We start from the raw sequence: 13,669 nt of genomic DNA on the forward strand, positions 1-13,669 counted from the left end.
ATTGCTTGTGAGATTATTTTTTAATTAACTAAAATTCGTAAATTAAAGCAGATGATGATATCAACCAAAACATTTTTTAAATTTTTAATTTGTGCTCTTTTCTTAAATACATTTAATGCTTTTTCCCAAATCGATACGTATGCTTGGCCAGAAACATCCGACTTGGGTTCAGACAGTAAATATGAAGTAAAGGCCCGAACATACGACGCTAGTAGTCAAACGTATGGTGAATGGAAATATCTAACAGAATTTTTATCAGTGCCACGCAATTATACCACGCATTGGAAAACCGAAGGTGATGGACTGAGAGCAGAAATGCGAGATCGTACGCTCACTTTTGTCATGTTTGCTTTTAGCGGTACGATTGAATTGGAAGTGACACAAAAAATAAGCACTTCCAATGCACAACGTGTAGAAATAGCCCCAAAAGCATTCGGAATTGTACCTCATTTTTTTGATGGGAAAACCGTTCGCTTCCGAATGGATAAACCGGAATATATCAGCGTAAATTTCGATTTCGGATCTTCAGATCGCACCATTAATGGTGATGGAGATAGAAAAAATGGAAAGAATATTAAAAATGGAATGGTGATTCTAGCCGATAATCCCGAAACTCAGGCAGGGTACACCATACCAAATCCAACTGATCCAGGGGTAGTGGTTTGGAGCAATTCAACACCACTTTCCACAATACGTAATGCAAATATTATCTATTTCCCGCCTGGAGAAACTAATTTGAAAGACCATCCCGATCGTTGGGAGCGGAATGGTAGCGATTTAAAAGCCGATGCCGATGCAAACTGGGTTAGGAATAGTACCGAATATGACAATGCACCCTTATATCGAGGCCGATTGTTTTTAGCAAAAGACGGACAAAAAGTATACTTAGCTCCGGGAGCAATTGTTTATGGAGGTATTCACGCCAACGGTCGATCTAACAACGCGATTTTCGGACGAGGCATAATGACTGCTCGAAAACATCTCTTGCATGAAATATTTCGACCTTTACCAGGAGTAACAGTCGCATATGATGCTCCTTATACCAATCAAACTAATACCAACAAAAGAGCGTATTGCGAGTTTGGAAATGGTGCAAACTTTAATGGTGTTTTGTTTCTCGAAGCCTGGCATCACACCTGTCCGAGTGGTCAAAATAGTACTATAAAAGACATAAAAATTATTGGTTGGTGCTACAATAACGATGGCATTCGACCATCAGCTAATAGTGTTGTGGACAGAGTATTCATTAAAACCAACGATGATTATGATTATGCACGCGACAAACACACCGTAAGCAATGGAGTATTTTGGCCCGGGAATAACTGTGGCGTGGGAATGTTGGGTTGGGGTGATTTGGGTAGCGGTTATGCCGAATACAGAAATTGCAACATCATCAATGCTGAATGGGATGAATATACAATTGCTGCAAAAGGCAATGTAGGCTTGATAAGTGGAGGACAATCTGACGAAGGGATTAAATTGCAGAACAATATTTATCAAAATATTCAATTCGAAAATCCAACCAATTTCCTCGCCGCTGTGTTAATAGAACCAGCCGGTGCAGCTCCAGCCGGTTTCCTTAAAAACTTTTTAATAAAAAATGTTAGTACTGAATTCCCTTTCCAAACACCAGATGGTACCAAATGTTTGCAAGAAATGCAAGGTCTGAACAATACTTGGGTCGAGGGATGGACCTATACCAATCTTATTGTAGATGGTAATTTGGTTACTTGGGACAATCACAAAGATTATTTTGCACTAAATCTAGTTGGTACAAATGGTGTTAATTCCGACGACGCGAAAAGATGTAGAAATATTACATTCAATAGCGAGGGTGTTGTTTATAACATTACTTATAATACAACAGGAAACGGAACCCTTAGACCCGTTGGTAAAAATAATAGTATTCAAGCCATTGGCGGGCAAAGTCCTATGATTTCATTTAATCCCGCAACTGGTAACCGAATTCAATCCATTACAATAGACAATCAATTGATCTATGAATACGGAAACCCTTCTTATACCATGCGTGAACCAGCAATTGTATTTCAAAATATTAATACCAATCACACTGTTGATGTTGTTTTTGCTTCGGGAGCGGATACTTATGATTTACCAATTAATTTTGCGACGCTTAGTGTAAAAAAAAACGATAATGACCAAGAACCTTTTATAGTTTACCCAAATCCTGCAAAATCTAAGATTTATGCAGATTGCAAAAATGGTTATAAAATTTTATCTATTTCAGGACAAATACTATTGCAAAGTTCTTTGCCAACCTCTGAAATTGACATTTCTTCTTTGAGTGATGGGATATACTTACTAAAAACAGAAACACAACTGTCAAAATTTACTAAAAAGTGAAATCTAATAAAGTATTGAAGTCATTCATAAACTGTATTTGGAATTACAATCATTAGAGCTAAAGTTTTTGTAGTAACAGTTAAATCATTGTTTTCAAAGGGTTAGCCCGATTCAATAATTTTTATATGTGTAAAAAAATAATTAAGATGAAAAACATAGTAGTACTATTATTTGTAGTTTGTTGTACTCTTCTAAAGGCACAAGACAGCAAAAAGGTTACAGGTACTCACGTAAAAGACAAGCTTGCAATGCTAACGCCTTGGGCGAAGGATTTGGATATAAAAAATCCTTTACCTGAATATCCTAGACCCATAATGGTGAGAGAGAAATGGCAAAATCTAAATGGTGTTTGGGAGTTCGGAGAGGCTATTGAAGGAACAGGAATTCCTAAAAAGTTAAACGAAAAAATAGTAGTTCCTTTTCCCTGGGAATCGAATTTATCGGGCATTCAACGTCAGTTGAAATCGCAACGGGCTTGGTACAAACGTTCCTTTACAGTACCTAATGACTGGAAATCAAATGATGTTTTGTTGCACTTTGGAGCAGTAGATTTTGAAGCAAAAGTCTATGTAAATGGCAAGTTTGTCGGTCTACACAAAGGCGGTTATGATGCTTTCTTTTTTAATATTACTTCCTATTTAATGCCAGCTAAAAATGAATTGGCCATTGAGGTATTCGATCCAGGTAGCGATGCCGCTATAGCTTGTGGCAAACAGTCAAATGATAAATTTGACAATCCTCAACGATATTCCTATACGCCTTCATCAGGTATTTGGCAAACTGTTTGGATGGAACCTGTTGCTAAACAGTATATTACTAATTTTACAATTACACCCAATATTGATGAAGCATTGATTGATGTTCTGGTCAACGCAAAAGCAGTTGGAAATCAGAAAGTAGAGGTTTTAGTCAAAGATGGGAATACATTAGTTGGCAGTGCTGAAGGTATTTTGAATAATAATTTTAAAGTAAAAATTCCAAATCCTAAATTATGGTCTCCGGATAGCCCGTTTTTGTATGATGTAGTAGTGCGATTAAAAGACAGTTTGAAAACCTATGACGAGGTAAAATCCTATACGGGAATGCGAAAAATAGCGATAGAATCGGTTGGGAATTTGAAAAAGATTATGCTCAATAATAAATATTTATTCCAAATGGGGCCTTTAGATCAAGGGTATTGGCCAGATGGAATTTATACGGCACCCACTGATGCAGCATTAAAATGGGATATTGCCAATATCAAAGACTGGGGTTTTAATATGATTCGAAAACATATTAAAATTGAGCCCCAACGCTGGTACTATTGGGCAGATAAATTAGGACTTTTGGTTTGGCAAGATATGCCAAGTACGTTCAAAAAACGTACAGAGGAAGAAAAAACACAGTTTGAAACTGAACTAACTACGATGGTTCGAAACAATGCCAATCATCCATCAATAATTGTTTGGGTCGTTTTTAATGAGCATTGGGGATTGTATGATGTAGAGCGAATGACCAATTATACGATGGGATTGGATCCTTCTCGCTTAGTAATTGGGAACAGTGGTATCGACGCTGGAAAACCGGATATTGACTATGAAGTAGGACATATAAAAGACAATCATTCTTATCGTCCACCTTCGGTGCCTTTTGCTTCCAACAAAAGAGCAGTGGTCAATGGGGAATATGGTGCAATAGGATATAATGTGCCAGGGCATATTTGGGATTTAGACGGTCCTTGGGTACATTACAATTATGCTGGTAAGGAAGCCGCAACAGTAGAATATGAGCGCTTTATAAAAATGATTGTGAATGATTTTCAAAAAGAAGGGTTGAGCGCTTCGGTTTATACACAGTGGACTGATGTAGAAAATGAAATGAACGGTTTGTTTACTTACGACCGAAAAGTAGAGAAATTAGATAAAGAAAGAGTCAAAAAGGCTAATGAATCGACCTATAAGGAATAAGGATTATTTGAAATTTTTAATATTCACGAGTGCCTCACTATTTTAAGCATTAATTTATTTACTCAAATTTCTAAGGTCACATAAAAAGGTAAAGTGAATGACTTTGTGTTAGTTTAAAAAGCTTAGAAAATAAGGTTTCTAATATGTGATAAAACTTGATTTGAGCCAGAAGAAGGAATTCAGTTAGATTTTCAACTTAGTTGGTAAGTTATTTTTTGATCAGAAATCTGAAAATGAAATCAATAAGATTGCTATTGAAAAGACAGAATTATATCCATATTGGTAGTTATATCAGACAACAAAACCAATTGGGTAGCTAAACAATTTGTAAAATATTAAATGATGAAAAAAAAAATTCTAATAACGGTTTTATTAACATTTGTATTATTGAACCAAATTAATGCCCAAAGCACATTTTTTGAAGTCTATCCAGCTCCCAAAGGAGTTAAGACTAGCGATAGATACAAGGTTAAAGTAGCCGATGATAATAACAAAAGTGATTCGTTTGTGTATTATAGTACACCCTTAGACGACGACTCACCCAAGACCGAAAGCACTCGCAATGGTGTGATTAAAGGAATTAATGAAAATGAAGCCTTGAGAAATTTTTATTTTGGAGGAAAAACAGCCGATTTGAATACTGAACAATCAGTAGCTTGGACTTGTTTTTCCTTTAAAGGGAAAATACAAATTACGGTCGAATATAGTTCAGAAATTAAAAGTTTTAAAATATTGCCTTCTAATTTAAACTTGAAAGGTACTATATCTAACAATCAACTTAGCTTTACGCTTGACAATCCCCGTAAATTGGCAGTTGTAATTAATGGTGACTACCTTAATCCCTTATTTATTTTTGGCGATGCACCAGAGGTTGGTGTGCCATCAAAAACTGCTGTTGGTACTTTAGTTATTAAGGAAGGTACTAATTTTAAGAATATTCGCGAAAAAGTAAAAAAAGCATCGGTTATTTATTTTGAACCAGGAGTTCACCCCATAGGTGTTGCTTTCGAAATATTCTCGAATCAAACGGTTTATCTTGCAGGCGGGGCTTATCTAATAGGCACAATACATGGCATGATGGCATCCAATGTTACAATCAGAGGTCGTGGTGTTTTAGCAGGTGATAGTATCTCGCGGGCGGAAGTTCTTGCTATGAAAAGTGTTAATGATACTAAGATAAAAGTTGCCAAACGTATGAGGTATCACGCTATAAATATGCTTTCTGCCGAAAACGAAACCAGTTGGAATTCTTTTGCCGACAGTCCAGGAAAAGGATGCGACAACCTTAATATTGAAGGGATTACAATAGCAAGTCCCCGTCAATTTTTTATTCGTGCCACCGGAGTTCCCATAACCATCCATAATGTAAAAATGCTTGGTTCATGGCCTTATAATACTGATGGTGTTTCTACAATCGGGCAGGGACATACAACCGTTTTTAACTGTTTTTTTAATTGTAATGATGATGCAATATATGTCAGTCCTAATTATTGTAATATTCATCACTGTACTTTTTGGCAAGGTAACAATGGTTGTGTTTTTCAATTTCATTGGGGCAGTTCGCCAGTTGATGAGCAAGGAGGGTATATTCACGATTGCGATATTATACACTCGGGACATGTAGCTGAAGCCAATAATCGAATGTTAATAGGTTCAAGGAAATCAGGGCCAGGAGATCTTAGCAATGTTTATTTTAGAAACATCCGTATCGAAGGGCCAGTTTGGAGTCTTTTTAGAATTGAAACGAACGAAAGTGGAAATGTAGGTTCTTTTAAGAATATTCATTTCGAAAATATATCAGTAGATGGATTTGTTTTAAATAAAAGCACTATTAAATCCAGCAAGAATAGAAAAGAAGGAGAAACATCTACTTCGTGGATTAAGGATATATACTTTAAAAATGTCACCATCAACGGGAAAAAAATCACTAAAGACGATTTCGATATTGGCACATTTCAAGTAGAAAATGTGGTAATAGAGTAAGTTTTTTAATGGCATTGATAAAAAAATAAGCAATCAACAATTCAATTTATTTTAACGAATACTTTTTATAAGTATTTATTGTTGTTTGGGCAGGCAATAATTAAAAAAAAGGAAAAGAAAAAGACTAAAAAAGAAATAGTAATTAAATAAATATAAATATGAAAATTTTTTCAAAAGTACTAGTAGTTGTATCATCAATACTGATCGGGAGTTGTAGTTCTCAAAAAAACGGAAGCCAACTAACTGCTGTAGGAGCAATAGACAAGGAGGGTTATGTCAATCTTTACAATGGAAAAGATATGGATAACTGGAACATTATGTGTAGAAATTTTAATAGAGAGTTGGCACAAAAAGTTTTTACAGCCGGAGAAAATGGCGAAATGCATGTTTTCAAAGATTTTCCAGATGAAGGAACAACCAATGCAGGCAAATCGCTAACGCATTGTATGTTCTTTACCAAAGAAAAATACAGTAAGTATAGTTTTAAATTTGAATACAAATGGGGAACCAAAACCTACAACAATTTCAATCAATTTCAGTATGATGCAGGCTTGTATTACCACGTTTTTGATGTGGCAATTTGGCCTCAAGGAATAGAATATCAAGTGAGATACAATCATTTAGAAAAACGAAATCATACCGGTGATATTTGGAATTCTGGGGCTAAATTTGATTGGGTTGCCGACGAAAAAGTTAGTGATCCTAAAATGAAAACCTATTTATCTTTAAAAGATGGAGGAGTTGTTCAAGAGCACAGGGGAGGAGAACATAGAGCTCACAAAAATGCTCCGTTTCACGCTTTAGACGGTCAATGGAATCAGTGTGAAATCATTGTGATGGGAGATAAATACGCTATTCATAAATTAAATGGGGTTGTTGTAAATGTATTAACCAATTTAAGTTTGAAAGAGGGTGTCATAGGCTTGCAGTCAGAAACTGCTGAAGTTTTTTATAGAAATATTAAAATTAAAGAGTTTAAAGAAGATATTCCAATGGAGAAATTTTTAAAGTAATAGTATATTTTTTGAACTATTTAGTATCCAGTTTCCATTTTTAGTAGTTCTGCAATTTTGTAATCAACTAAATGGTAATAGTGACAAAAAACCGATAAACTTTTTTTTATGAATTTTAAAACAGTTATTATTTTACTAATTTCTTTTTCAATTTTTGCTCAAGAAACTGACAAAATTGGTGGTTATCTTTTCGCACATATGACCAACGATGATTACGGAACCTTGCATTATTCAATCAGTAAAGATGGTTTGCATTGGAACTCGTTACGCAATGGGAAAAGAATCTTGGAAGACTACAAAGGCCACCCCGATATAATTACAGGACATGACGGCAAGTTTTATTTAGTGGGAAATCCAAAAGACGGCGGGAATAAAATTAGAATTTGGACCTCAACCGATTTGCTGAATTGGGCGTTTTTAACGGATTTAAAACCTGATATGAGTCGTTTGCCCGAATTCGATTCAAAAGATTATTGGCATGGGGCACCGAAAATGTTTTATGACATCGACACTAAAAAGTACATCATCACCTGGCATTTTGCTACTAAAAACAGAAACAAAGTGTCGGCAGATGAATATTGGGGAAGTATGCGTACTTTATTTGTGACCTCCACCAATTTGAAAGAGATATCAATGCCCAAACGCTTGTTTGATAAAGATTTCGCCACCATAGACGTGATTGTCAGAAAATTCAATAATTCCTATTATGCCCTATTGAAAGATGAACGCGCTCCAAGTCAAGACTGGCCAACCGGAAAATCTATTCGAATTGCTAAAGCAACAAATTTAGAAGGACCATATAGCGAACCAAGTCCATCAATTTCTCCCAATTTCAGGGAAGCTCCTACTTTGATACCACAAGGTAACGGAAAAGGATATTATTTGTATTTTGAGCAATATCCAGGTATTCAATACGAAATGGCAATAGCAACAAACATTGAAGGGCCTTGGTACGATGGGTATGCCAATAGTTTCAGCCTTCCTAAAGAAGCAAGACACGGTTGTATGTTGCCGCTTACTGAAGAACAATTTGAAAAATTGAATTCAACTTTTGGGGATTCAAATGATTTTAAAAATCAATCAAAATGGCTGTATGTTGGGTTTAAAGATCCAGGAGACAGAGGTTTGTGGTTTTCTACAAGCGAAGACGGTTATGTTTGGAATGAATTGAATAATGGCAAGCCTTGGGTAAATCCAGCTATTGGTATGAACCGCATGCGAGACCCATTTATCACTAGAGATCCTAGACAAGGATTTCATTTGTTATGGACCATTGGGAACCAAAAAATGGGCTATGCTCATTCTGATGATTTAGTGCATTGGTCTACACCACGAACAATCCCTATACTGGCTGATAATCCGAATGTAAAAAACGTTTGGGCACCTGAAATGTTCTACGATCAAGCTTCCAAAAAATGGTTTATTTATTGGTCATCCACCATCAAAGGTGAATTTCCTGAAACTGAAGGACAAGTGAAAAATGATAAAAACCATCGTATTTATTATATGACTACCGATGATTTTAAGAATTTTAGCAAGCCAACTGTTTTTTACAATCCGGGAATTCCGGTCATTGATGCTACAATTCTAAAAGAAGGGGATACTTTTTATATGGTTGTCAAAGATGAGCGAGACACCCCTTTGAAAAAAAATCTTCGCATTACAACGTCTAAAAATATTCTTGGCCCTTGGACTGAATTGAGTGAGCCCATCACTGCTACATGGACAGAAGGCCCTTCTGTTTTTAAAAAGGAGGACACCTATCTTTTGTATTTTGATCATTATAATGGAGGAAAAGGCATGCAAGCATTGGAAAGTAAAAATTTGAAAGATTGGAAAGATATTTCAACAAAAGTTCAATTCGCAGCAGAATCCAAACATGGGTCATTCATAAAAATAACCTCAGATGAATTTAATGCTTTAAAACGAGCCGAATTTTAATTCCTAAATAAATTTTGAAATGAAAACACTTTTACATACAGTACTACTTCTGGTTTCAATTGCTCTTTTTTCGCAAAAAGGAACAGTTGATAATGCAATAAATGAAGGTCAGATTATGGCAGATAGAGGCAATGGTTTTTACAAGAATCCAATATTTCCGGGTAATTACGGAGATCCTACATTGGTAAGAGTTAAAGATGATTACTATGTTGCCTTCAGTAGAACCAATGGTATTGTGATTTGGCATTCCAAAGATTTAGTCAATTGGAAACCAGTAGTTAGACATCGATTACCTGAAGGATACAATACGGTTTGGGCAATAGATTTGCAATATTTTGATGGTAAGTTTCACATTTATATGCCTATTAAAGATTTTCCAAATAAGAAAGAAGAGGCATTTGGGAATTTTGTCATAATAGCTAAAAATCCCGAAGGACCATGGTCAGATCCGATCAATTTAGAGATAGAAGCTCCAGGTTCGGATTATTCTGGGATTGATCCGGGATTTATTCAAACACCAAAAGGGGAGAAGTATTTGTATTTAAATCATGGTTGGGTGGTTAGTCTAAACAACGAAGGAACGAAAGCTGTATCAAAACCACAAAAGGTGTACGATGGTTGGAATTATCCTAATGATTGGGTTGTGGAGTGTAAATGTTTAGAAAGTCCAAAGTTATTTTACAAAGACGGATATTATTTTATGGTTTCTGCTCAAGGCGGTACAAATGGGCCTTCAACTGCTCATATGAGTATTGTAGCAAGAGCAAAACATCCTCTTGGACCTTGGGAAAATTCTCCTCACAATCCACTTACGCATACGTTTAGCCAAGAGGAAGCTTTCTGGCATCAGGGACACGGAACTGTTTTTGAAGGGGCTGATGGGAGTTGGTGGACAATTTTTCACGGAAGGAACAACAATTTTGTCGAAATGGGAAGACCTTGTTTGTTAATGCCTATCGAATGGACAAACGACGGTTGGCCCATTCAGAAGATAGGTGTTAAATCGGATGATTTAATTCCAAAAATTAAAGGAGAAAATACAGGGCATGGCTTGGCACTATCGGATAATTTTGATACAGAAACATTGGGAATGCAATGGTATTATGATAATGCAAAAAAGGAAAATTTCATTTCGGGCAATGGGAAATTGATTATGAAAGCCTCTGGCGAGAGCTTCCGATCGGCATCAGAGATTTATAATTTTGCTCCAAACGACAGTTATGAGATTATAGTGAAAATCCAAAGTGCTTCTAAAAAAACTTTGGCTGGCTTAAGAATGGGGTACGAAGGAATTGTAACCGACGGCGAAACAGTATCAATAGCAGAAGGGCCTGATTGGAGGCTTAGACAATCGGTTTATAAACTTAAAAATAAGAAAGCGGTATGGCTAAAAATCAAAAATAGCCGAAAAGACGTGAGTATGTTTTACAGTGAGGACGGGGCTAATTGGACAAAATTTGATTGTTCCGTGCGTTCTCATGAAAGTTACAAGTATTCGTTGTTTAGCTATGGAACAGGCGAAGCAGTCTTCGAAACTTTTAAGTATAAAGGGTTATAAAGCAAAATATAAAAACGAAAAAAAATTAAAACAATGAAAGCAAAACTTTTTTTAGTCGGAGCATTATTGCTAGTAGGCTATAGCTCTATCCGAGCGCAAACTGTTGTAGAAATTAAAGAAAATCAATTTTTTATCAACGGAAAGCCCACTTATGAAGGACGTTATTGGAAAGGAAATAAAATTGAAGGTTTATTGATAAATTCACGAATGGTTCAGGGGATTTTCGACGATTTGAATTCTGAAAATGTAGGTGAATTTGCTTATCCAGACACCAAAAAATGGGATGCTGAAAGGAATAATAATGAATTTATTGCTGCGATTCCGCTTTGGTATGAAAAAGGCATGAATGCTTTTACCATCAATATGCAAGGAGGAAGCCCATACGGATATGGAAACAAGAAATGTTTAAATCCCGGATTCAAACCAGACGGTTCGCTTATAAAACCGTACATGAATCGATTGGATAAGATTCTTAAGAAAGCTGATGAATTGCAGATGGTGGTTATTTTGGGAATTTTTTATTTTGGTCAGGATCAAAACATAAAGGATGAAGCAGGAATAATCAACGCTACCGATAATCTAATCAATTGGCTTTTTAAGAAAGGATATAAAAATGTAATCATCGAGATTGCCAATGAATGTGATTTAGGAAAAGAGTATGACCATAACATAATAGCACCTGAGCGTATAGTTGAATTAATTGATCGAGTGAAAAACAAAAAACAAAAAGGTTATCGCTATTTGGTAAGCACTAGTTTTAGTGGCAAAGTTGTTCCTACTGATGCCGTTGTCAAAGCCTCTGATTTTATTTTAATACACGGAAATGGAGCTGAAACTACAGCAGTTATTCAGGAATTGATAGATAAAACAAAGCAATTACCAAGTTTTAGACCAATGCCAATAGTGATCAATGAAGACGATCATTTTAATTTTGATAAAGAAACTAATAATTTCGTAGTAGCCATCCAAAACTACGTTTCTTGGGGGTATTTTGATTTTAGAAAAAAAGGAGAAACTGATTTTCATGAGGGGTATCAGAGTATGCCTGTAGATTGGGGTATTAATTCCGAAAGGAAAAAAGGATTTTTCAAATTAGTAAACGAAATTACGGGAGGTTTGAAAAAATAATCGAACCACTGTAGAATTGGCAAGATGTCTGTATATCTAATTCAGAAGGGTGTAGTAAGGTAAATTCAAAAATGAAAATGAAAAAAGCAATAGTAAAAATTATTTTTAGTTTCTTAGTAAGTCTTGTATTGCAGGCGCAAGAAAATCCTAAATTTTTTCAAAATCCTATTATACCGGGGTTTCATCCTGATCCATCAGTAACTAGAGTAGGTGAGGACTATTACTTGGTCAATTCTTCTTTTAATATGTTTCCGGGAGTTCCCATTTTTCATAGCAAAGATTTAGTAAACTGGGAGCAAATAGGCAATGTATTGGATAGACCTGAACAATTGATGATGAAAACTCCTGGAAATGGAGGTGGTATTTGGGCACCTACCATTCGTCAGCACGATGGTTTGTTTTATGTTATTGTTACCTGTAAACAATGCATCAACCAATGTGGTTGTGGCGACAACTTTTATGTAACGGCTACTAATCCAGCTGGCCCTTGGTCTAACCCAATATGGGTGGATAAATCCTATGGTATCGATCCCACAATTTTTTGGGATGATGATGGCAAGTCTTATTATATTGGGTCAACTCACGATATCGGGGGACCACAAGAATGGAATTCGCAAGACCGAATTTACATTAGCGAAATTGATTTGAAATCGGGTAAAATTATTTCAACACCCAAGATACTTACTACCGGTCATGCTAAAAATGCCAAGTTTGCCGAAGGACCACATATTTATAAAATTAAGAATAAATATGTACTGATGATTTCAGAAGGCGGTACTTGGAATAATCACGCCATTACAGCTTTTGAAGCCGATAAAATTACAGGACCCTATGTTCCGTTACAAGTAAACCCAGTGCTCACACATAGGCATTTAGGGAGTAATTATCCGATAACCACAGTAGGTCATGCTGATTTGGTTCAGACTCAAAACGGAGATTGGTGGTCGGTTATGTTAGCTTGTCGCCCCATCGAAGGAAAGTATTATTTAGGAAGAGAAACATTTTTAACGCCCGTAAAATTTGAGGGAACTACTCCAATTTTTAACGAAGGTATTGGTCAGGTTTTACTTCAAGACAAACGTCCTGACCTTCCTTGGACTCCTTTTAAGAGAAAATTCAAAGATGATTTCGAGGAAAACCAATTGGGTTTTGATTGGAATTTTATCCGAACACCACTGAGTAGATGGTATACTTTACATCAAGGAAAGCTAGAAATTTCACTTCGGCCTGAAAAAATTACGGAAACTAAAAACAACCCTTCGTTTATAGGAAGACGATTAGAATATTTAAAAAGCGTAGCCACGACTAAAATGACTTTTAAAACTTCAAAAGAAAATGAAGTAGCGGGTTTGGTGTCACTTCAGAATGAAAATTATCAGTATCAACTAGTAAAAACTAAAAACTCAATCGAATTAATCCAAGTTTTTAATCAGGATAAAAAAATGCAATCCATTCAAAAAATAATCAGTGTTCCCTATAATGAAAAAGAGGTGCTTTTAAGAATAGAAAATGAAGGTATGAAGCTTCGTTTTTATTTTGGATCTAATGAAAATAATATGATTCAAATTGGACCCGACCAAGACGCAAGTGTATTGACATCAAATGTTGCAGGTGGTTTTATAGGTGCTTATGTTGGAATGTATGCTAGTTCAAACGGTAAATTAAGTAAAAACAAAGCAGAATTTGATTGGTTTGAATATAGAAACAGGTAAATATAATCCGTTTGGAGTTTTAAG

General features: G+C 35.7%; 8 protein-coding genes. All 8 read left to right on the top strand.

The genetic code is table 11. The annotated features are described in order from the left end of the window. Positions 1 to 51: 51 nt before the first annotated feature. On the top strand, positions 52 to 2,364 hold the full coding sequence (locus E1750_RS17460) for a T9SS type A sorting domain-containing protein (RefSeq protein ID WP_133278000.1): 2,313 nt from the start codon (positions 52 to 54) through the stop codon (positions 2,362 to 2,364). A gap of 146 nt (positions 2,365 to 2,510) precedes the next feature. Further along, complete coding sequence (locus E1750_RS17465) at positions 2,511 to 4,310, top strand: glycoside hydrolase family 2 protein (RefSeq protein ID WP_227873924.1); 1,800 nt, start codon at positions 2,511 to 2,513, stop codon at positions 4,308 to 4,310. Positions 4,311 to 4,652: 342 nt separating this feature from the next. Next, the gene (locus tag E1750_RS17470) at positions 4,653 to 6,293 is read left to right on the top strand and encodes a glycoside hydrolase family protein (RefSeq protein ID WP_165698075.1); all 1,641 of its coding nucleotides are present in this window, start codon (positions 4,653 to 4,655) and stop codon (positions 6,291 to 6,293) included. A gap of 158 nt (positions 6,294 to 6,451) precedes the next feature. After that, positions 6,452 to 7,306, top strand: coding sequence for a 3-keto-disaccharide hydrolase (locus E1750_RS17475; RefSeq protein WP_133278002.1), 855 nt, complete (start codon positions 6,452 to 6,454; stop codon positions 7,304 to 7,306). Positions 7,307 to 7,414: 108 nt separating this feature from the next. Continuing rightward, complete coding sequence (locus tag E1750_RS17810; protein ID WP_165698076.1) at positions 7,415 to 9,247, top strand: glycoside hydrolase family 43 protein; 1,833 nt, start codon at positions 7,415 to 7,417, stop codon at positions 9,245 to 9,247. Between the two features lie 19 nt (positions 9,248 to 9,266). Beyond that, on the top strand, positions 9,267 to 10,805 hold the full coding sequence (locus E1750_RS17485; protein ID WP_133278003.1) for a family 43 glycosylhydrolase: 1,539 nt from the start codon (positions 9,267 to 9,269) through the stop codon (positions 10,803 to 10,805). Between the two features lie 33 nt (positions 10,806 to 10,838). Beyond that, complete coding sequence (locus E1750_RS17490) at positions 10,839 to 11,933, top strand: hypothetical protein (RefSeq protein ID WP_133278004.1); 1,095 nt, start codon at positions 10,839 to 10,841, stop codon at positions 11,931 to 11,933. A 77-nt stretch (positions 11,934 to 12,010) separates the two neighbouring features. Then, positions 12,011 to 13,645 carry a glycoside hydrolase family 43 protein gene (locus E1750_RS17495; RefSeq protein WP_227873925.1) on the top strand — a complete coding sequence of 545 codons (1,635 nt, stop codon included), beginning with the start codon at positions 12,011 to 12,013 and terminating at the stop codon, positions 13,643 to 13,645. The last annotated feature ends 24 nt before the right edge of the window (positions 13,646 to 13,669 follow it).

The sequence above is a fragment of the Flavobacterium nackdongense genome, assembly GCF_004355225.1.
GTDB classification, from domain to species: domain Bacteria; phylum Bacteroidota; class Bacteroidia; order Flavobacteriales; family Flavobacteriaceae; genus Flavobacterium; species Flavobacterium nackdongense.

Excerpts from the sequence above, each read along its gene's own strand:
- E1750_RS17485 (WP_133278003.1), top strand. The coding sequence starts at position 9,267 with ATGAAAACACTTTTACATACAGTACTACTTCTGGTTTCAATTGCTCTT.
- E1750_RS17465 (WP_227873924.1), top strand. The coding sequence starts at position 2,511 with ATGAAAAACATAGTAGTACTATTATTTGTAGTTTGTTGTACTCTTCTA.
- E1750_RS17470 (WP_165698075.1), top strand. The coding sequence starts at position 4,653 with ATGAAAAAAAAAATTCTAATAACGGTTTTATTAACATTTGTATTATTG.
- E1750_RS17810 (WP_165698076.1), top strand. The coding sequence starts at position 7,415 with ATGAATTTTAAAACAGTTATTATTTTACTAATTTCTTTTTCAATTTTT.
- E1750_RS17495 (WP_227873925.1), top strand. The coding sequence starts at position 12,011 with ATGAAAAAAGCAATAGTAAAAATTATTTTTAGTTTCTTAGTAAGTCTT.
- E1750_RS17475 (WP_133278002.1), top strand. The coding sequence starts at position 6,452 with ATGAAAATTTTTTCAAAAGTACTAGTAGTTGTATCATCAATACTGATC.
- E1750_RS17490 (WP_133278004.1), top strand. The coding sequence starts at position 10,839 with ATGAAAGCAAAACTTTTTTTAGTCGGAGCATTATTGCTAGTAGGCTAT.
- E1750_RS17460 (WP_133278000.1), top strand. The coding sequence starts at position 52 with ATGATGATATCAACCAAAACATTTTTTAAATTTTTAATTTGTGCTCTT.